Here is a 20,123-nt window from a genome sequence, read left to right on the forward strand (position 1 = left end):
ATTAAACATTAACTTTAAGTTTTGTCCGTTAAGTAGCAATATCTTAAAGTTGAGTAAGGAATTTAGAAATGTCAAAAAATAAAGTAGCATTAATTACAGGAATAACTGGTCAAGATGGATCTTATCTTGCGGAATTATTATTAGATAAAGGTTATGAAGTTCATGGGATCAAACGTCGTGCTTCATCATTAAATACAGAGCGCGTTGATCATATCTACCAGGATAATCATGAAAATAATCAAAAGTTTTTCCTGCATTACGGGGATTTAACTGACTCGTCAAATTTAACTCGTATTATCAAAGATGTTCAGCCTGATGAAGTATATAACTTAGGCGCTCAATCTCATGTTGCTGTTTCATTTGAATGCCCAGAATATACGGCTGATGTTGATGCGATGGGTACTTTACGTTTGCTAGAAGCAATTCGCTTCTTAGGCCTAGAAAAGAAAACAAAATTCTATCAAGCTTCTACTTCTGAGTTGTATGGTGAAGTGCAAGAGATCCCTCAAAAAGAAACAACACCATTTCACCCACGTTCACCTTATGCCGTTGCAAAAATGTACGCCTATTGGATAGTCGTTAACTACCGTGAATCATATGGTATGTATGCGTGTAACGGTATTTTATTTAATCACGAATCACCACGTCGTGGTGAAACATTCGTAACACGTAAGATTACCCGAGCAATTGCTAATATTTCACAAGGACTAGAGAGGTGTTTATTTCTAGGTAATATGGACGCTCTGCGTGACTGGGGTCATGCTAAAGATTACGTTCGTATGCAATGGATGATGTTACAACAAGATGTTGCTGATGACTTTGTAATTGCAACGGGAAAACAAATTTCCGTTCGTGAATTTGTTACCTTATCAGCAAAAGAAGCAGGTATTGAACTTGAATTTACGGGTGACGGACTTGATGAAATCGCCACTGTAACTGCTATTACGGGTGATAATTCACCAGCATTAAGCGTAGGTGATGTGATTGTTAAGGTTGACCCTCGTTACTTCCGTCCTGCAGAAGTTGAAACGTTATTAGGTGATCCGACTAAAGCAAAAGAGAAGCTTGGTTGGGTTCCACAGATTACAGTTGAAGAGATGTGTGCCGAAATGGTTGAAAATGACTTAAATAAAGCCAAGCAACATGCAATTTTAAAAGAACACGGTTACAACCTTGCTGTAACAACGGAAAGTTAAGAATGACTAATACACTTAAACGAATATTCATTGCTGGTCATAATGGAATGGTAGGTTCAGCTATCATTCGTCAGCTAAGTAAAGCTGACGATGTAGAGTTAATTACTCGTACACGGGCTGAATTAGACTTAACTAATCAGCAAGCAGTAGTTGATTTTTTTCAAACTGAAAAAATTGAACAAGTGTATTTAGCCGCGGCTAAAGTAGGGGGGATTGTTGCTAATAATACTTATCCTGCAGATTTTATTTATGAAAACCTAATGATTCAATGCAATATTATCCATAGTGCGCATTTAGCAAATATTCAGCAATTACTCTTTTTAGGTTCTTCATGTATTTACCCTAAATTAGCAGAGCAACCAATGCAGGAATCTGCATTGCTGACTGGTACGTTAGAAGAAACTAACGAACCGTATGCGGTGGCTAAAATCGCAGGAATCAAGCTTTGTGAGAGTTATAATCGCCAGTATGGAAGAGATTACCGCAGTGTGATGCCGACCAATCTGTATGGTGCTTTTGATAATTTTCATCCAGAAAATAGCCATGTAATTCCAGCCTTATTACGTCGTTTTCATGAAGCAAAATTAAATGGTGATAAAGAAGTTATTGCATGGGGTAGTGGCAAACCTATGCGTGAGTTTTTATATGTCGATGATATGGCAGACGCTTCTATACATGTAATGAACTTAGATAAGTCTACTTATGATGCGCATACCGAACCCATGTTAAGCCATATCAATGTTGGCACTGGTACCGATTGCACGATTAAAGAGCTAGTTCAAACAGTGGCAAAAGTCGTAGGTTTTGATGGTGAAATAAAATTTGATGCGAGTAAACCTGATGGTGCGCCTCGTAAATTAATGAATGTAGATCGTTTATCTAACTTAGGTTGGTACCATGAAATTAGTTTAACAAAAGGTTTGGAAAAAACTTATGATTGGTTCTTACTAAATCAATCATCGTTACGAAAATAAATAAGTTTTGTGGAACACTAGTGCTCGTCTAGTAATAATAAGTCAAGCCAGTTTATATAATACTCCATCGTAAACTTAGTCGGTTCGATGGATATAATCAACAAATAGATGTTAGATATGCATTCTTATTTCTAATATGTGTATATGGTCTTTCAAGCATAGCTGGATACTATTCACAGAATATTAATACATTATATCGGATTTACAGGGAGGGACGATGGTTGTAAAACCTGTGATAGGTAATTTTATATGGAATATAATTGAAAAATTTTTAAGAGCACTATTCATGCTCTTAATTAATGTTTTATTAGTTGCTAGTTATTCATATGAAAAATTTGGTGAATATGCTTTTAGTTTAATTGTCGTAAACTTATTAAGCGTTGGGGTGTCATTTGGGTTTTCACAATCAGGAAACTCTGAAATTATTGGTAAACGAGGAGTACCGTGTAAACAAAAAATAGGTAAAATATTTGTAACTAAGCTTTGGGTGCTGTGTTTTGTTTTATCCGCTACCATTTTTATTGCGATCATGTATGAACAACCTTTTTTAGTATATTTGATAGGGTTGTTGGCTTTACCTTTATCAGAAACTTTTGAGTATAGGCTAAACTTCCACGGTAAATCAAAAAGTTATGTCAAAATAAAAGTACTTTTACTACTTTCTGGTTTTGGTTGTAAATTTATAGCTTTAGAGTTGGGCGTTGGCTTGGAAGCTATAGGTATAATTACAAGTATTGAAGCTATATTAATTTTAGTTATCTATTATATATCGTTACCTAGGTTGAAATTTCAGTTTTATTCGTGGTTTGATTTCTCTTTAGCTAGAAAAATGCTGCCTATTGCATTAGCAAGCAGCATAGTAATAGTTTTTAATCAAATAGATATATTATTTATTAAGGGTGAAGTTAACTTATATTCTATAGGCTTATATATAACAATTGCTCAATTATGTAATACTTTTGCCATAATCCCTGTGTTACTGAATTCAGCTGTTCAAGGGCAATTAAGAAATACACAATTAAAAAACAAACTGATCTTTCATTCGTATATAAAGAGATTATTTATACTGTATTCATTCTTTGGGATTTCTATATCTCTACTCCTATATAAATATGGTGACATTATATATGGGGTGTTTTATCAAAGTAATGTTGAGTATAGTCATTTGATAGTTGATGTTTTCGGAATATATTCTATGAGTGTTATGTTTTTCTTTGTTTCCGTTTTTATAAACATGAATTTAGTACTTCGCTCAATGAATAGCATTATCTTACTTAAGAATATATTCTCTGTAATTATCGCTTTGATTTTATTGAGTTTTTTTGTGGATGGTTATTCACTTAAAGGCGCAGCCTTTTCGTTTGTTTTAGCTCAGTTGTTGGGGCAAATTATTTTGCCATTATTAGTGATCATGTATATATCTAAAAAAATTGATTGAATCATAATCTTTACTTGCAACAATAATGCGGCTTATTAATATAAAGGCATACTTGGTAGTTTATTTCGTTGTAATTTATTAATTTAGGATCTAGTAAATGAGTGAAAAAAAAGTAGATGTCAAGAGTTGGCGAGAACTTAGTGAAAGTGACAAAGGGGAGGTTTACACTTTAGTAAAGGAGAGTTTTCATAATCACTTTACAGGTTTGCTTCCAATTGAGGTATTTATAGAGTACATGGATTCTGTGAGTGTACATGATAAGTCAAAGGTTTTTACCTTGAGTTTAAAAGGGGGGATTGTCGGCTTTGCCTCTTTAGGGCAGGAGGTTAGCTTATTCAGCGTCTTTAATATAAAAAAGAATAACTTATTAAGTAAATTGAAAATTGTAAGAGATTTATTGGGAAATAAGAGATTAGCCTTTGAAAGCTTAATTAATATCCTTAATAAAGAAAAAAAAAATAAAGGTACCTCACCAAATAATAAAAAGGGTGAGGATATTTATTTGTCTTATATTTGTATTTGTAAAAAAAATGTAGGGCTTGGTTATGGTGGGTTGTTGTTACAGAGTATAAAGGAATACACACAGATGCAAAGTATTAGAGCTTATTGTCATTTGGATGCAACGAATGACAATGTTTCAGGTTTTTATACCAACAATGGTTGGTCTTTAGAGGGTTGTGGAACAAGGGTTGTAGGGGTATTAAACTATGAACTTAAAAAATAAAAAAGTTTGGTTGGGGGGCGGTGTGGGTAATAAATTATTTCAATTAGCGTATTGCTTTGAAAATAATTACACTGCTATATATCCTAATAAATCCGAAAAGATTTCGGAACTAACATTAGGTTGGTCTAGGCATAAAGATTGGTTAAATATATTAAGTATTAAAGCAATCGTAAAAATTAGGAATGAAAATGTAGTGGATCTTATTTGTCTTCCTTTGCTTTTTTTATTGGGTAAGAAAAGTAATGATTACTATATTCCTGAATGTAGTTACTCTATTTTTTGTTATGAATTTGGTTATTTTCAACACAGTAAATCAATTTCAATAACTTCAATAGAGAAGGTTTGTATTGAAGTTATAAATAAAATTAGCTGGCAGCCTGATACAAATAACTATTCAGTCTTTCATTTTAGAGGGGGCGATTTTTTACATGAAAATAGTCTATTACAAAGTGGTGAGCTTGTTGATAGTTTCTTGTCGGACAAACGTGAACAGCTGATTGTAACAAATGATGTTCATACATTAGGTAGACTATATCCAGAATGTAGGGGGCTTGTTGCTGAAGGAAAATCTGAAGTTGAAGATTTTAAAGTCTTATCAAATGCCAAAGTAGTATATGTCAATGACTCGACATTCCTATTCTGGGCCGTAGCCATAGGTGTTTTGAATGGTAAAACAACCAAAGTGATAATCTCCAAAGGTAATAATTTATTACCTTTGTATGCAATGATTTGTGACAATAAATGTATTCTGGAAGAAGTATTATGAGACCCGATGTGTTTTTTTTACTAAGTTTGCCTCGTTCAGGCTCAACTTATGTGCAAAATTTAATGGCTAATAACATATTAAAGCTAAATACTGGGCCTGAACCTTGGGTATTACCTTTCGTATTGCAGTGGAGTGATGATCTAACGTTTTCTCATGCGGGAACTTTATCCAGTAAGATGGGGGTGGAGCAATACTCTGTGGATATTAATAGTTTATCAATGGAAGTGATTTGTCGAATTTACAATGAACTAAATAATGAATCATCAGGCACTGTTTTTTTGGATAAAACACCGAGGAACCTATTATATTGGGACTTTATTAAAAGTAACTACCAATTAAATAAATCCTTAGTGTTAATCCGTAATCCATACGATATTGTTTGGTCATATTATTCTACATTTAGAGGTGGTGAATTAGATTTTTCTGATGGGCTCGTCGACTTTAATCGAGGAGCGTCTAACCTGCTAAAAGCTATTGATGATGGTGCCACATATGTTAGGTATGAAGATGTAAAAAAAGATCCTAAGTGCCTTTTTAATATATTAAAGTGTCTAAACCTCAATGTAGTATGTGATGATGATATTAATACAGCTAAGATTAATGAAAAGCTATTAACCGGAGTTATGGGGGATCCAAAATTTAGAGGGGGGGATAAAAGTCAGAAAAAAATGTCTTTTATTGCTTTTTTATTTTGCTTCTTTATAGTGAAAAAAACAGCTCTAAGGAAAATTTATACTGACTTTTATAGTGATGACTTAAAATTAATACAACTGTATAAAGAAAATCAGTATCGTATTAAAGGTTTTGGTTTCATAGACTTATTTAAAATACCTGTTTTAGGTTTAACAGGGTTATTGAATATAAAAATAATTTTTAAAAAATATAAAAATAAAGCTTTATTTGATTGGATCCGATAAATATGCCTTATAGAAATGTAAATTATATTGACAGTCTGATATTTCTATTTTTGTGCTTTCCATTCATAAAGATGTTACCTATATCATCGGAAGTACAACCGATATATATTCTTCTTATTTTTATTTCTATTATTTTAAGGGGGCGGGTACCTAATTATTTGTTTTTATTATTTCCGTTTACCTTATTGTTTGTTGTAGTTTCTCTGTTTAATGATATCGAATTTGGGCCTATATTCGAATCTCTTGTTTCAATTATTTGCCCTCTAATGGTTTTCTATTATATCTATATACATTCAACAATAAATTTTGGAAGGTTTTTGGTCGGTACTATAGGTTTTCTATTTATATTCTCTTTATTTCAACAGTTCTTCCCGTCTTCAGCTTTTAAATTGCAATTATTTGAAATTATTAAAATAATTATCCCCCGTATTTCTGCGGACCCCCTTACGGCATGGGGGCGAGGGATTACTTCTTTTTCACCTGAGCCGGCAATGATGGTTCCTGTTCTTTTCTTTTTATTGTGTGTAAATGTTGTTCTTAATGAGTTAGGTCGACTTTCACTGATAAGCTATCGCTGTAATATGGCTGCTTTACTAGTTATCGGTGTAATGACTAAAGCAGTAACCTTTTATTTTTTTATTCTTGTATTTTTATTGATTTATGGGTCTTTGACTTTTGTTAAAAGAAATAGTGTGTTAGGGGTTGTTAAGGTTCTAGTCGCTAGTGGAGTCATCTTATCTATATTTATTGTGTTTGGTGATGATATAGCCCCTGAACGTATAAAAAATATAATATATTCGTTTAATCTGGATTTTTCATCAATGTTTTCTGTTATTAATGAAATCTCAGGAAGCCGTATAGGAGTCAACTTAGGACCATACTGTAGACTGTTTGATAGTTATTATGATTATAGTACGGGCTTTGGTGCTTGGAGCCATAATTTCCAATATGCAGTTAGTTGTCTCCCTGTAGATATAAATACTACAAGTTTTTTTGATAAAGTTGGTGTGGGAGAAAATATCAAACCATCAGCATATTTAAGTTTAATTATATTAGATTTTGGCTATTGGGGACTGATTTTTATATTAATTTTTATATTTCCAATTTTTCGGTATGTTGTAGAAGCAAGAGAATATAATAGCCAACTCTCTATTGCTATGATGTTAACAGGTATATCACTTATTGTTATTGGGGGCTGGCCGCATACAATACCGGGCTTCTGGGCTGGTATTGCAATTTTATTATCAAAGAACAGACAAGAGGAATTCGATGAAAAATGTATGGTTAATTAACCCTTATGGGACTCTTCCAAATGAGGGGTGGAGAAATTACAGGAATGTAAATTTAGCAGAGTCCTTTAGTGATAAGGGGTTCAATGTAAGATGGTTTATAGCATCCTTTGAGCACAGAACTAAAGCAGCTAGAACCGAGAATATTGTTTTTGACTCTTTCTCAAGTGAGATAATTACAACCCCGTTATATAGGAAAAATATTTCTTTATCCCGTATTTATTTCGAGTATGTTTTTGGTAAAAATTTAATTTCGTATGTTAACAAAAATAACTTAGAGCTACCTATAGTTATTATTCTGGTTAGTCCATCTTTATTTTACGCTAGTTTGATTATTAATTTTGCTAAAAAGAATAACATAAAGGTAGTTATAGATGTCTTAGATCTATGGCCAGAACATTTTATTACTGTGCTGCCTAAGCCTATAAAAGCATTTTCAGATTTTTTGTTTTCTCCACTTTATTATTTAAGAAATAAAACTTTACTTAAGGCTGATGGTGTAGTTTTTTGCTCTCGTGATTTTGAAGAAAAAATTTGTAATAAAATATCTTTAAGTTCAAAGTTAGTGTCTTATATTGGCACAGAGACTAAAGATACTATTACAAAGAAATGTTATGAAGTGGTGCACATAGTTTATGCCGGAACTCTAGGTGAAAGCTATGATATCCAAAAAATTATAGACTTAGCCATTATTTATGAACTTAAAAATAAAAAGGTAGTATTTCATATTGCCGGCGGTGGGCCACTAAAAGAGAGTGTCTATCAAGCATCTTTATCTCTAAGTAATCTAAAGTTTCATGGTTCGTTACATCCTGTAAAATTGGATGCCCTATTGTCAATGTGCCACATAGGTTTAGCCAGTTATGCATCGGATAGTTCAGTGTCTATGCCTCTCAAATTTTATGATTATTTATGTAATGGACTTATTGTATTGAGCTCTTTAAAAGGAGAGGTAAATGAAATTATTGAGAGTAAATGTGTAGGTTTTAATTATGATGCAAATAATATCAACCAGTTGGAAGGTATAATTGATTCTTTGTTAGCAGACCCCAAATTACTTAAGAATATGAGTAATAAGTGCTTCACTTTAGGGAAGAACTACGACTATAAGAAACAATCAAATGAGTTTTCCAGTTTTGTTATTGATATTTTGTAGATGTAATAGCTTATTATCTTAGCTAATAGGTGGGCTATATTAAAGTTACTAGTACACATATATTTGATCAATCTTTATGTGTCTAGCTAATTATGTGCAGTGTCTTTTAAAGAATAATTTAAATAGAGGTTATATGTCGAATAAATTTTTACCTTTCTCATTACCTGAAATAGGTGAGGAAGAAATTAAAGAAGTGGTTGACACCCTAATAAGTGGGTGGGTAACAACAGGTCCTAAGACGAAACGTTTTGAGGAGGACTTTGTTAGATTCCTAGGCTGTGTCTCACTGGAAGCGATAGCTGTAAATTCAGCAACCTCGGGGCTTCATTTAGCTTTAGAGGCTGTAGGTGTAGGCCCCGGTGATGAAGTCATTATACCTACATATACCTTCACGGCTACTGCTGAAATAGTTAGGTATTTAGGTGCTACACCAGTTATGGTGGATGTAGATAAACATACATTTAATATAACGAACCTCACTTTTACTAATGCTATTACAGAAAAAACAAAAGCTGTTATCCCTGTGCATTTTGCAGGCCTATCTTGTGAAATGGATTTAATTATTTCTACAGCAAAACAATATGGTATAAAAGTTATTGAAGATGCTGCTCATGCATTACCTGCAACTCATAATGGACAGTTAATAGGTACTTTAGCCAGTGATGCTACTGTCTTTAGTTTCTATGCAAATAAAACCATGACTACAGGTGAGGGGGGAATGCTCGTAACTCGTGACCCTGAATTAGCTAAACGCTGTAGAATAATGAGGTTACATGGTATTAGCAGAGATGCATTTGATCGGTACTCTTCAAAAAAACCTTCTTGGGCTTATGAAGTGGTTGCTCCAGGCTTTAAATATAACATGCCAGACATTGCTGCTTCCATAGGGATACACCAATTAATAAAGCTCCCCGGATTTCAAGAGAAACGGCAAAGGTTAGCGGAGCTTTATAATCAAAAACTAGATGGTTTGCCAATTAAGCTCCCTGCACTACCAGAGAAAAATGATATGCATGCATGGCATTTATACCCGATTCTCCTTAAGGAAGAGGTTAAAATATCCAGAACCGAATTCATTGAAAAAATGTCAGAACTTCAAATAGGCTGTTCGGTACATTTTATCCCCCTGCACTTACATCCGTACTGGCGTGATACATATAATTTATCTCCTGGCATGTTTCCTACAGCTCAAGGTGTTTATGAGCGAGAAGTATCTCTACCTCTCTATACTAAGATGACAATTGAAGATGTTGATAGAGTTGTTAAATCAGTGAAAAGGGTATTACTAGGTGATTAAACGTATATTAGATAGTATATTGTCATTTTTTGGGCTGATTTGTTTATTCCCTGTATTTATTTTGATTGCAATATGGATCAAGTTAGATTCACCTGGCCCGATCTTTTTTAGACAGTCAAGAGTTGGACAATTTGGAAAAGCATTTTATATTCATAAGTTTCGTACGATGGATGTAGGTACAGAAGGAATGGGGCGGCTGACTATTGCTGGGGATACACGAATAACTCAATCGGGAAAGTTTATTCGTAAATATAAAATTGATGAATTACCTCAACTCATTGACGTACTTTTTGGAAAAATGAGCTTGGTTGGTCCAAGGCCAGAAGTACAAGAATTTATAAATTATTACCCTGAAGAAATTAAGAAAAAAGTTTTATCTATAAAGCCTGGAATAACGGATTTTGCGTCAATAATGATGATTGACGAAAATAGTATTATTGCTCAATATGAAGATCCACACCAAGCCTATATTGATATAATCTTACCTATGAAACAGAGGTATTACTTAGAGTATATAGAGACTCAGAATATTTTTAAGGATCTATATATTATAATGCTTACTCTAATTAAAATAATAAAGAGAAATTAATTTAAGGCTAATATTATATCCTTTTAGATATTTGCATAAATTAGTTAACTATATTTATAATTTAGTTTAAATAAAATACTATTTTAGCACATGTCCCATGGGCATTTAATGAATATCAAATCCGCTTATGCAAAATAGGTCCGTTTGGTATAATTATAGATAATGTTCAGTCGTTTCTAGTAAACCTTACTTGATACTATTTAGAGGGATTTAGCCAAACTAGATTTTTCTATTAGTAACTTTTTAATTATACATATTTTAAATTATATAAAGTACCCATTAAAATGACTACTAACTTAACCCATTTAAAAAAACTTGAAGCTGAATCTATCCATATTTTTCGTGAGGTAGCGGCTGAATTTGATAACCCTGTGATGTTGTATTCTGTCGGTAAAGACTCTGCAGTATTACTTCATCTTGCTCGCAAAGCTTTTGCGCCAGGTAAAATACCTTTCCCTTTATTGCATGTTGATACCAACTGGAAATTTAAAGAGATGATTGCCTTTCGTGACAAAATTGCGAAAGAGTATGGTTTTGAGTTACTTGTACATCAAAATCCTGAAGGCATTGAAATGGGCATGGGTCCATTTACGCACGGTAGTGCGACGCACACTGATGTAATGAAAACTCAGGGCTTAAAACAAGCACTAAATAAATACGGTTTTGATGCTGCTTTTGGTGGCGCACGTCGCGATGAAGAAAAATCACGTGCCAAAGAGCGTGTCTATTCATTCCGTGATGAAAACCATCGTTGGGATCCAAAAAACCAGCGTCCAGAATTATGGAATATCTACAATGGTAAAGTGAATAAAGGCGAAAGCATTCGTGTTTTTCCATTATCTAACTGGACTGAGCTTGATATCTGGCAGTACATCTATCTAGAAAGTATTCCAATTGTGCCACTTTATTTGGCGAAAGAACGTCCTGTTGTTGAACGTGATGGCACCTTAATCATGGTTGATGATGATCGTATGCCTATTGGCGACGATGAAGAAGTACAAATGAAGAGTGTGCGCTTTAGAACATTAGGCTGTTACCCATTAACGGGCGCAGTTGAGTCAACGGCTGATACTTTACCTGAAATTATTCAAGAAATGTTATTAACGAAAACCTCTGAACGTCAAGGCCGCGTGATAGATCACGATAGCGCTGGTTCAATGGAAAAGAAAAAAATGGAAGGTTACTTTTAAACATTAACAGCTAAGCCAACATTTACGTTATAACACTTTTATTTGATGAACAATTTTGGAAGGAACAATTTATGAGTCACCAGTCAGAGTTAATTGAAGACGATATTCAAGCTTATTTAAAGCAACATGAAAACAAAGAATTAGTACGTTTTTTAACGTGCGGTAGTGTAGATGACGGCAAAAGTACCTTAATTGGTCGTTTATTGCATGATTCAAAGATGATCTTTGAAGACCAACTTGCTGCCATTGAAAAAGACTCTAAAAAATCAGGTACCACAGGTGAAGCTATCGATTTAGCCTTACTTGTTGATGGTTTACAGTCAGAGCGTGAGCAAGGCATCACTATTGATGTCGCTTATCGTTATTTCTCAACGGATAAACGTAAATTTATTATTGCTGACACTCCTGGTCATGAGCAATATACCCGTAATATGGCTACCGGTGCTTCAACCTGTGACATTGCGATTATCTTGATTGATGCACGTTATGGCGTGCAAACACAAACCCGTCGTCACTCGTTTATTTGTTCGTTATTAGGTATCAAGAACATTGTTGTTGCAGTAAACAAGATGGATTTGGTTGATTATTCTCAGGAACGCTACCAAGAAATCAAAAAAGAATATCGTGACTTTGCTGAGTCACTTGAATTTACTGACATACGCTTTGTACCATTATCAGCACTAAACGGCGATAATGTGGTTGAAGAAAGCGAAAACATGCCTTGGTACCCTGGCGCTACGTTAATGAAGCTGCTTAATACTATTGATGTTAAGAAACAAGAAACGTTCACACAACTGCGTTTTCAAGTGCAATATGTTAACCGTCCTAATCTCGATTTCCGTGGTTTTGCCGGTACTATTGCCTCAGGTCATGTATTGGTTGGTGATACTATTGTTGCCTTGCCATCTGGCAAAGAAAGTGTAGTAAAAGAAATCGTTACTTATGATGGTAATTTAGAACGTGCTGATAAAGGTATGGCAGTAACGCTAACCCTTGAAGATGAAATTGATATCAGCCGCGGCGAAATCATCGTTAAAAAAGGCAGTTTACCGGTATCAGCAAAAGAGTTCAGCGCAACCGTAGTATGGATGCATGAAAATGAACTTGAGCCGGGTCGTGAGTACTTTATCAAACACGGCAGCAAAATGACCACAGGTCATGCACAAGAAGTCGTCAGCAAGTATGACGTTAATACCATGGAAAGTTTATCTAGCTCACAGTTAGCGGTTAATGACATTGGTATTGTTAATTTTGTTGCCAGCGAAACCTTACATTTTGATGCTTACTCGGATAATCAAGGCACGGGTGCTTTTATTATCATCGACAGATTAAGCAATGTTACTGTGGGCGCGGGCATGATAAACCATGCTATTGATGAGCAAACGCAAGAGTATTCAACGTTTGAATTAGAATTAAATGCGCTAGTTCGCAAGCAGTTCCCGCACTGGGGTGCACGCGACATCACGAAATAGCCCAAAGCGCGATTAAAATCCCGCCTACGAGTTAAATGATTTGTAAGCGGGAACTTACGCTGCATGGATGCAGCTTATTAGAGAATGCAGGACGCACATTCTCCTGTTCGCGCTAAGGGGAACGTTGAGGCTGTAAAGTTAGCGCTTTATAGCCTTTTTATTTTGTGAAAAAATTTGTCACGCTTTTAAGAGCTTTAGGTATGGATTCAATATGACGATAGAACAGTGGTTGATGATAGGTGTGTTTATTGCCACTTTTATCAGCTTAGTTAAATACAGCCATGTACCAGAACGGGTTTTTTCTGTGACGGTATTGTTGTGTTTAGCGCTGTCGTTTGTCAGTGTTGATGACATTTTAATGAATGCTGTTAACCCCGGTCTAGTTACCCTTGTTTTACTGGTATTGTGTTCATTCGCTTTTGAACGTACCAGTATTTTAAGGCGTTTGTCTGCCGGCGTATTTAACGGCTCAAAAGTAAAATCCACCTTACGTTTATTACTCGGTACTGCGTTAGCATCAGCGATAATGAGCAATACGGCGGTGGTGGCAACACTTATCAATACGGTGAAAAAAAACAAACTCATTAATGCCGGAAAGTTACTGTTACCGTTATCGTTTGCCGCAATTTTAGGGGGGACGCTAACCTTAGTGGGCACCTCGACCAACCTTATTGTAAACAGCTTATTGATTAAACAAGGTCATCAAGGTTTTGGCTTTTTTGATTTCACCTTAATTGGTCTCGCTGCTTTTGTTTTATGTTTATTTGTTATTTTAGTGCGCAGTCGTTCTTTACCTAATTTAGTTGAGGATGACTTAGCGACTAATGACTACTTGCTTGAAGCTGAAGTAGCACATTCTTCAGCATTAATTGGTAAAACGATTGAAGATAATGGTCTGAGAAATTTAGACTCTTTATTTTTAGTTGAAATAGTACGTCAAGGTCGATTAATTTCCCCTGTCTGCCCAGAAGAATGTGTCCAAGCGAAAGACAAGCTTATTTTCAGTGGAGATATCTCAAAAGTACTAACATTGCAGCAATTTGATGGCTTAAACCTCTATGCCGAGCAAGGTAATTTACTGCGAGAGAATTTATTACGTGATAATTTAACGGAAGTGCTGGTTAAAGCGGATTCCACCATCGCGGGCAAAACCTTAAAGAAAGCCGGCTTTCGTGCTCGCTTTGATGCCGCTGTTGTTGCTGTACGCCGAGAAGGGTGTGCCTTATCAGGTAAGCTAGGTGATATCGTACTACAACCGGGTGATTTCCTCGTCTTAGCGGTAGGCCAAGATTTTGCCACCCGACCTAACTTATCTAAAAACTTTTACATCTTATCAGGCCATCAGGCAGATAATATGCTCAGTGGTTGGCGTGATAACACCACCGTTTGGGGCTTTATTGCCAGCATTTTAGTGTCAGTTTTTACGCCATTACCACTGCTTAGTTGTTTGTTTATCTATTTGGCCTTTATCATTTTTAGCGGTGCCTTATCAGTTAATGAAATAAAACGTCGCTTTCCTCTTGAGATTTGGATGATAGTATTAGGTGCGCTTACCTTGGCTTCAGCCTTCGAGAATACCGGTATTGCTGGCATCTTTGCGCAGAATATTGAAGGGTATTTATTTGGCCAAAGTATTTATCTTGCCTTTATCATTATCTTTGTTTTAACGCTGATAATGACAGAGCTTATTACTAACAGCGCTGCAGCGGCATTAGCGTTTCCCATCGCTTATAATATTGCCTTAGGCCTTGGCGTTGACCCAACACCGTTTGTTATGGCAGTAGCCTTTGCTGCCAGTGGCAGTTTTATTAGCCCTTATGGGTATCAAACGAATGTGATGGTGTATAACGCCGGTAACTACCAATTGAAAGACTTTGTCCGTTTTGGTTTACCCATATCACTGATTTATAGCACAACGGTAATTTTGGTTATTCCCATTGTTTATCCGTTTTAATTTTCCTGTTACCTTGGTGCCAGTTTACGCTCAATTAACTAAAATAAGTTGACTTTAAGCATGAGCGCAACCTTGATGACACCCACTATAGAGCCTATCTAGAATGACCGAAGCTAAAATAACAACCGCTAATATGCAAACAGAAAATACTGTCTGGCATAACCAACAAATCAGCAAGGTACAGCGTGCTGAGTTAAAACAACAAAAACCAGCACTACTTTGGTATACCGGTTTAAGCGGCTCAGGTAAATCTACCGTTGCCAATGCGGTTGATGCCTTGTTATTTAAACTAGGTTGTCATAGTTATTTACTCGATGGTGATAATGTACGACATGGTCTTAATGGCGATTTAGGTTTTAGTGATGAAGCGCGTATTGAAAATATTCGCCGTATCTCTGAAGTGGCTAAGTTATTCCTTGATGCCGGCCTTGTTGTTTCAACCGCTTTTATTTCGCCTTTTGCTAGTGATAGAGCGTTAGCCAAAGCTAAGCTTGAAGACGGTGAATTTATCGAAGTCTTTATTGATACCCCTATTAGTATCTGTGAGCAACGTGACCCTAAAGGGCTATACAAAAAAGCGCGCTCAGGTGAGATAAAAGATTTCACTGGTATTGATTCAACCTATGACGTACCCACTGCGCCACAAATACATGTGAAAACTGACTCGCTGTCAATAGCGCAATGTGCAGAGCAAATTGTTGCTTATTTAATTGACCAGAGTTTTATTAGCGCCGAAGGCTTTCAACCAAGCTCAGTTTAGGCCTATAGCTACAGCCATAACTAACAAAAACAAAAACAAAAACAAAAACAGAAATACAAAATATAATTTTAAAGGATAAAGGATAAATGATAGATGAATTATGATGTATTCAATGGTGATGCAGACGGTATTATTGCTTTGCTACAATTACAGCTTGCTAACCCTATTGAAAGTATAAAAATCACGGGTGTTAAACGTGATATATCTTTACTAAAGCAAGTTGATGCGAAAGCTGGTGATAACGTTAGAGTGTTAGATATTTCGATGGAAAAAAATACTGAGGCATTGAATCAAGCTTTAGCTATAGGTGCTGATGTTTTTTATGTGGATCATCACAGGACAGGTGAAATTCCTCAATCGGCTAATTTAGATGCTCATATAGATTTAGATGCTAATACTTGCACTAGTTTGATTGTGAGTGACTTACTTAATAAAGAATTTCACTTGTGGGCTATTACAGCGGCTTACGGCGATAACTTGTTTGTAAAAGCAGATAGCGAGGCTGATGTTTTAGGCTTAACGTTAGCGCAAAAAATGCAGTTAAAAGCTCTAGGAACTTATATTAACTATAATGGTTATGGTAGCGAAGTAAGCGACTTACATTACCCTCCAGCTGAATTATTTGAATTGCTACTTCCTCATACTTCCCCATTTGATGTGATTAATGAGACCAATTCTGTTTATCACAAGTTAGCTAGTGCTTATAACGAAGATATAGAACTAGCTCATGCGGCAGAAGTATTATTTGATTCGAATATTGCTAAAGTTGTTCTATTAGAAGACGCTGCTTGGTCTCGTAGAGTAAGCGGTGTATTTGGTAATGACTTAGCTAACCAATCTCCAGATAAGGCGCATGCGGTAATTTCATATAATAAACAGGGCGGCTACACTGTAAGCGTTCGTGCACCATTGGCTAACAAACAAGGTGCTGATGCTGTATGTACACAGTTTAAAACAGGTGGTGGGCGAACTGCGGCTGCAGGAATCAATCATTTAGAAAAGACAGAGTTAGAAGACTTTATTAGCGTATTAAATAATTACTATATTAATTAAATTATAGTTGAGTTATTCTGGGTTTTTTTTAGTAAATGGATTCAGGATAATTTCTCCTGCATTATCTAATAAGTGTGATACCTATGTCATATCGATTTAAGACACAACCAGACTGATGCTCGACTTAAGTCCAGTCAAACTTACGAGATACTCAAAATTTATTTAAGGGGACAAATTATACCCCTAAAATTTAAGTAAAAGAGGGTGTTGCCGAGTTAGTAACTTGGTTTAAAGATTTTTATAAAATATAAATAGAGATGAAGTTGCAGCATATGAAAGCTGTAATACCTGTTGCAGGCTTAGGTACGGGTATGCTGTCCGCTACTAAAGCGATACCTAAAGAAATGTTGCCTATTATTGATTAACTAATGATTCAATACATAGTGAATGAATGTGTTACTGCCGGCATTAAATAAATCGTTTTAGTGACGCATTCTTCTAAAGTGCCATTGAAAACCATTTTGATAAATCTTTCGAACTTGAAACTACGTTATAAAATCGTGTAAAACGTCAGTTACTTGAAGAAATATAGGCTGTTTTCCCTAAAGGTGTTACTATTTTTCATGTACATCAAGGTGAAGCGAAAGGCCTAGGACATGCTGTTTTAAAAGCACGTCCAATTATTGGTGACTCACCTTTTGTTGTGGTTTTACCTGATGTTATATTAGATGAGGCGACGAGTGATTTAAAAACTGAAAACTTGGCAGCAATGCTGTCTCGCTATCATGAAGTCGGTTTTAGTTAAATTATGGTTGAACCTGTGCCAATGGGTATGGTGAGTAATTATGGTGTTGCTGATTGTGAAGGTCATCAACTTGCTGCAGGTGAGTCAAAAGCGATGACGGCAGTTGTAGAAAAACCTCCGGTAGAGAAAGCGCCTTCGAACTTAGTCGTTGTTGGTCGATATGTATTATCAGAGAAAATTTGGGATTTACTTGAGTTTACTCCGCCAGGTACTGGAGACGAAATTCAATTAACTGATGCTATTGCGAAGTTAATGAAACTTGAAACCTTAGAAGTATTTCATATGACGGGTAAGTCTCATGACTGTGGTTCTAAGTTAGGTTATATAAAAGCCAATGTTGAGTAAGGTTTACGTCACTCTGAATTAGGAGATGATTTTATAGCTTATTTGTATGAATTGATGAAATAAGTCACTTGATATTACATAATTTATCACTAGTGTAATAAAACACGGCCATTGATGGGGGGTATTTCTGCCACACTTTCATAATGTTTCACTTTAATTCTTATTATTTACCTTACTAGAGATTTATTTAAATGAAGTACCGTATTCTGTTTGCCTTAACTTTACTCCCTTCCGCTATTGTTGCGGCTGAGCCCGAGGCAACCATGTCTTTTCAAGGCTATAGTGGCTTAATTAATACCCCCACCGCCACATTATTTGATGAAGGCAAGTTTTACCTACAATATGGTAATCAAATTGAATCATGGGCTGGTTATCGCAAGGGTGATAATTATAACTTTGGCGTAGGTTTGTGGGAGTATGTTGAGATTTCAGGGCGATTGGCCGATTACAATTTTGGTGGTAAAAACGGCATAACCGATTTATCCGCAAACATAAAATTAGGCATTCCTTTTATTCCCAAAGATTGGTTTAGCCTAGCGGTAGGCATTCAAGATTTAGGTGGTGCGGCCAACAATTTTGACGCTAAATATGCCGTAGCATCAAAAAATATTTTTGCAGATGTTAATGTTTCACTCGGCATGGGTCAAAGTGATTCAAAACAAGGACGGCTTGATGGTGTTTTTGCGGGTATTGCCTGGCAACCATACCAATGGGTAAAACTTTATGCAGAATATGATGCAGCCGACACCCAATTAGGTTTGCATTTATCATCACCTCAAAGCTGGCTTAGTAGTGGTATTCAATTAACTGCAGATATGCTTATCTTAAGTACAAACGAAGAACTTAAAGATGATTTTTACTATGGTCTAGGGTTAACTATTCCTCTTGATCTAAACGATACGAATAAGTTATCGCTTTATCACGATAAAAACAGCAATTTTGATGAGGCGGAGCCGGTTGATGTTGACCACTCTGGTGTAGTTGAACGATTACGAGTACAGAAATTATTGGCTAAAGAAGGCTTTGAATCAATTACAATAAGTGAAGCTGATTATAATACTGTGTACGTAGAGTTAGAAAACCACATTTATAATCGAAACCAAATAGATGGACTTGGTGTAGCTCTGGGTATTATCAGCAAACATATTCAACATAATTATTCTCACTTTAAACTTGTGCTCAAAGAGCGAGAAATCCCTATTCTAGTAGTCAAAGGTAATTTAGCCGAATATGATGCATTTCTTAGAGATAATCAGCCATTAAAACTTGATATATCTACCGATACTTTTGGCAGCCAACGAAGGGACATCACTGTAGATCTAGATGATGCGAATAGTATTTGGTTTAAACCTCGTCTTACCTTTTGGCCAGGCCTAGTAACAAGAGTGGGAACTGAGTTTGGCGCTTTTGATGCATCTGCCGCTTTGATTAGCCACCTTGAAGTGCCATTATGGCCTGGTGCCGCAGTAACCGCCCAACACACAAAACAAGTAGCTGAAACTAAAGACTTCGAAGATGGTGAATATTTTTCTGATGATAAACAAACAACGGGACTAAAAGAATATAGCTTCCATCAGACCTTTTCATTACCGTATTCGGTTAAGAACATGTCATCTGTAGGACGATATAGGGAAACTTGGGATTACTACTCTAATGAAGTTCGTTGGCAAAGTTATGGTGGCAGCCATAAAGTGAATCTATTCGCAGCAAGATACGAAAACCAAGAAACACCTGACAGAGAATATTATGACGGCTGCAATATTTTATTTCCAGCTTGTTGGAAAGAACCAGAAGCAACTGAACGAGATGTTGTTATTGCTAAGTACCTATATTACAACGCACACTTCGACGCATCTGCAGAAGTACAAGTAGGACAATATTGGCAACAAGATAAAGGTGTAGTGGTTAAGTTAGAGAGAATTTTTGGCGATGTTACGTTTAACTTGACTTACAAAGATACTAAAGTTGAGAATGAAGAAGCTAACCAATTCATTGGCCTTGGCTTCTCAATACCACTAACCCCACGTAAAGATTATAATAATAAATACTTCCAGGTGAGAGGTAAGCCTAAATGGCGGTATTCAGTCAATACGCTCGTAGGAAAAAGCCATAATAGGTTAACTCCAGGCAGTGGTGATACCTCTCAACGGTTTTATAACCTTGATAGTGCTTATTACAATAACAATAGATTAAGCAGTGAATATGTTTATGGAAATGCTAATCGTTTAAAAGAAGCTTATTATCAAGCCCGTTAACCT

The 20,123-nt window shown here is 35.7% G+C and carries 16 protein-coding genes and 1 pseudogene; all 17 read left to right on the forward strand.

The window, feature by feature from the left end; genetic code table 11:
* The first annotated feature begins 68 nt into the window (after nt 1-68).
* The 17 genes and pseudogenes from gmd to CXF85_RS08435 all read left to right on the forward strand — a co-directional run bounded on the left by gmd (nt 69) and on the right by CXF85_RS08435 (nt 20,120).
* Entirely contained in the window at nt 69-1,196 is a 1,128-nt protein-coding gene (gmd, locus tag CXF85_RS08355) for a GDP-mannose 4,6-dehydratase (protein ID WP_101228080.1), read from the forward strand.
* A gap of 2 nt (nt 1,197-1,198) precedes the next feature.
* Nucleotides 1,199-2,170 (forward strand): GDP-L-fucose synthase, encoded by a 972-nt coding sequence (gene fcl, locus CXF85_RS08360; protein WP_101228081.1) that lies wholly within the window; start codon nt 1,199-1,201, stop codon nt 2,168-2,170.
* 217 nt (nt 2,171-2,387) lie between these two features.
* Nucleotides 2,388-3,608 carry a hypothetical protein gene (locus tag CXF85_RS08365; protein WP_101228082.1) on the forward strand — a complete coding sequence of 407 codons (1,221 nt, stop codon included), beginning with the start codon at nt 2,388-2,390 and terminating at the stop codon, nt 3,606-3,608.
* 97 nt (nt 3,609-3,705) lie between these two features.
* A complete protein-coding gene (locus tag CXF85_RS08370; RefSeq protein WP_101228083.1) occupies nt 3,706-4,332 on the forward strand; it encodes a hypothetical protein in 627 nt (208 codons plus the stop codon).
* Nucleotides 4,316-5,098, forward strand: a complete 783-nt coding sequence (locus CXF85_RS08375; protein ID WP_101228084.1) for a hypothetical protein — start codon at nt 4,316-4,318, stop codon at nt 5,096-5,098. Before CXF85_RS08370 ends, CXF85_RS08375 begins: the two co-directional genes overlap by 17 nt.
* Nucleotides 5,099-5,106: 8 nt before the next feature.
* Complete coding sequence (locus CXF85_RS08380; RefSeq protein WP_157829046.1) at nt 5,107-6,015, forward strand: sulfotransferase; 909 nt, start codon at nt 5,107-5,109, stop codon at nt 6,013-6,015.
* A gap of 317 nt (nt 6,016-6,332) precedes the next feature.
* The gene (locus CXF85_RS08385; RefSeq protein WP_157829047.1) at nt 6,333-7,307 is read left to right on the forward strand and encodes a hypothetical protein; all 975 of its coding nucleotides are present in this window, start codon (nt 6,333-6,335) and stop codon (nt 7,305-7,307) included.
* Nucleotides 7,285-8,460, forward strand: coding sequence for a glycosyltransferase (locus CXF85_RS08390; protein ID WP_101228087.1), 1,176 nt, complete (start codon nt 7,285-7,287; stop codon nt 8,458-8,460). Before CXF85_RS08385 ends, CXF85_RS08390 begins: the two co-directional genes overlap by 23 nt.
* Nucleotides 8,461-8,593: 133 nt before the next feature.
* Nucleotides 8,594-9,757 (forward strand): DegT/DnrJ/EryC1/StrS family aminotransferase, encoded by a 1,164-nt coding sequence (locus tag CXF85_RS08395; protein ID WP_101228088.1) that lies wholly within the window; start codon nt 8,594-8,596, stop codon nt 9,755-9,757.
* On the forward strand, nt 9,750-10,346 hold the full coding sequence (locus CXF85_RS08400; protein ID WP_101228089.1) for a sugar transferase: 597 nt from the start codon (nt 9,750-9,752) through the stop codon (nt 10,344-10,346). The genes CXF85_RS08395 and CXF85_RS08400 overlap by 8 nt, the downstream gene beginning before the upstream one ends.
* Before the next feature lie 284 nt (nt 10,347-10,630).
* The gene (gene cysD, locus CXF85_RS08405; RefSeq protein ID WP_101228090.1) at nt 10,631-11,536 is read left to right on the forward strand and encodes a sulfate adenylyltransferase subunit CysD; all 906 of its coding nucleotides are present in this window, start codon (nt 10,631-10,633) and stop codon (nt 11,534-11,536) included.
* A gap of 71 nt (nt 11,537-11,607) precedes the next feature.
* Nucleotides 11,608-13,008, forward strand: a complete 1,401-nt coding sequence (cysN, locus tag CXF85_RS08410; RefSeq protein ID WP_101228091.1) for a sulfate adenylyltransferase subunit CysN — start codon at nt 11,608-11,610, stop codon at nt 13,006-13,008.
* Between the two features lie 211 nt (nt 13,009-13,219).
* Nucleotides 13,220-14,962, forward strand: coding sequence for an SLC13 family permease (locus CXF85_RS08415; RefSeq protein WP_101228092.1), 1,743 nt, complete (start codon nt 13,220-13,222; stop codon nt 14,960-14,962).
* Nucleotides 14,963-15,065: 103 nt separating this feature from the next.
* Complete coding sequence (gene cysC / locus CXF85_RS08420) at nt 15,066-15,722, forward strand: adenylyl-sulfate kinase (protein ID WP_198555564.1); 657 nt, start codon at nt 15,066-15,068, stop codon at nt 15,720-15,722.
* A 93-nt stretch (nt 15,723-15,815) separates the two neighbouring features.
* Nucleotides 15,816-16,775, forward strand: coding sequence for an acetyltransferase (locus CXF85_RS08425; RefSeq protein WP_101228093.1), 960 nt, complete (start codon nt 15,816-15,818; stop codon nt 16,773-16,775).
* A 272-nt stretch (nt 16,776-17,047) separates the two neighbouring features.
* Nucleotides 17,048-17,865 (forward strand): annotated as a pseudogene (gene galU / locus CXF85_RS08430) (UTP--glucose-1-phosphate uridylyltransferase GalU).
* Nucleotides 17,866-18,056: 191 nt separating this feature from the next.
* The gene (locus CXF85_RS08435; protein WP_101228094.1) at nt 18,057-20,120 is read left to right on the forward strand and encodes a YjbH domain-containing protein; all 2,064 of its coding nucleotides are present in this window, start codon (nt 18,057-18,059) and stop codon (nt 20,118-20,120) included.
* Nucleotides 20,121-20,123 lie beyond the last annotated feature (3 nt).

The sequence above is a fragment of the Colwellia sp. 75C3 genome (assembly GCF_002836255.1).
Classification (GTDB): domain Bacteria; phylum Pseudomonadota; class Gammaproteobacteria; order Enterobacterales; family Alteromonadaceae; genus Colwellia.

Excerpts from the sequence above, each read along its gene's own strand:
- gmd (WP_101228080.1), top strand. The coding sequence starts at position 69 with ATGTCAAAAAATAAAGTAGCATTAATTACAGGAATAACTGGTCAAGAT.
- fcl (WP_101228081.1), top strand. The coding sequence starts at position 1,199 with ATGACTAATACACTTAAACGAATATTCATTGCTGGTCATAATGGAATG.
- CXF85_RS08365 (WP_101228082.1), top strand. The coding sequence starts at position 2,388 with ATGGTTGTAAAACCTGTGATAGGTAATTTTATATGGAATATAATTGAA.
- CXF85_RS08370 (WP_101228083.1), top strand. The coding sequence starts at position 3,706 with ATGAGTGAAAAAAAAGTAGATGTCAAGAGTTGGCGAGAACTTAGTGAA.
- CXF85_RS08375 (WP_101228084.1), top strand. The coding sequence starts at position 4,316 with ATGAACTTAAAAAATAAAAAAGTTTGGTTGGGGGGCGGTGTGGGTAAT.
- CXF85_RS08390 (WP_101228087.1), top strand. The coding sequence starts at position 7,285 with ATGAAAAATGTATGGTTAATTAACCCTTATGGGACTCTTCCAAATGAG.
- CXF85_RS08395 (WP_101228088.1), top strand. The coding sequence starts at position 8,594 with ATGTCGAATAAATTTTTACCTTTCTCATTACCTGAAATAGGTGAGGAA.
- cysD (WP_101228090.1), top strand. The coding sequence starts at position 10,631 with ATGACTACTAACTTAACCCATTTAAAAAAACTTGAAGCTGAATCTATC.
- cysN (WP_101228091.1), top strand. The coding sequence starts at position 11,608 with ATGAGTCACCAGTCAGAGTTAATTGAAGACGATATTCAAGCTTATTTA.
- CXF85_RS08415 (WP_101228092.1), top strand. The coding sequence starts at position 13,220 with ATGACGATAGAACAGTGGTTGATGATAGGTGTGTTTATTGCCACTTTT.
- cysC (WP_198555564.1), top strand. The coding sequence starts at position 15,066 with ATGACCGAAGCTAAAATAACAACCGCTAATATGCAAACAGAAAATACT.
- CXF85_RS08425 (WP_101228093.1), top strand. The coding sequence starts at position 15,816 with ATGAATTATGATGTATTCAATGGTGATGCAGACGGTATTATTGCTTTG.
- CXF85_RS08435 (WP_101228094.1), top strand. The coding sequence starts at position 18,057 with ATGAAGTACCGTATTCTGTTTGCCTTAACTTTACTCCCTTCCGCTATT.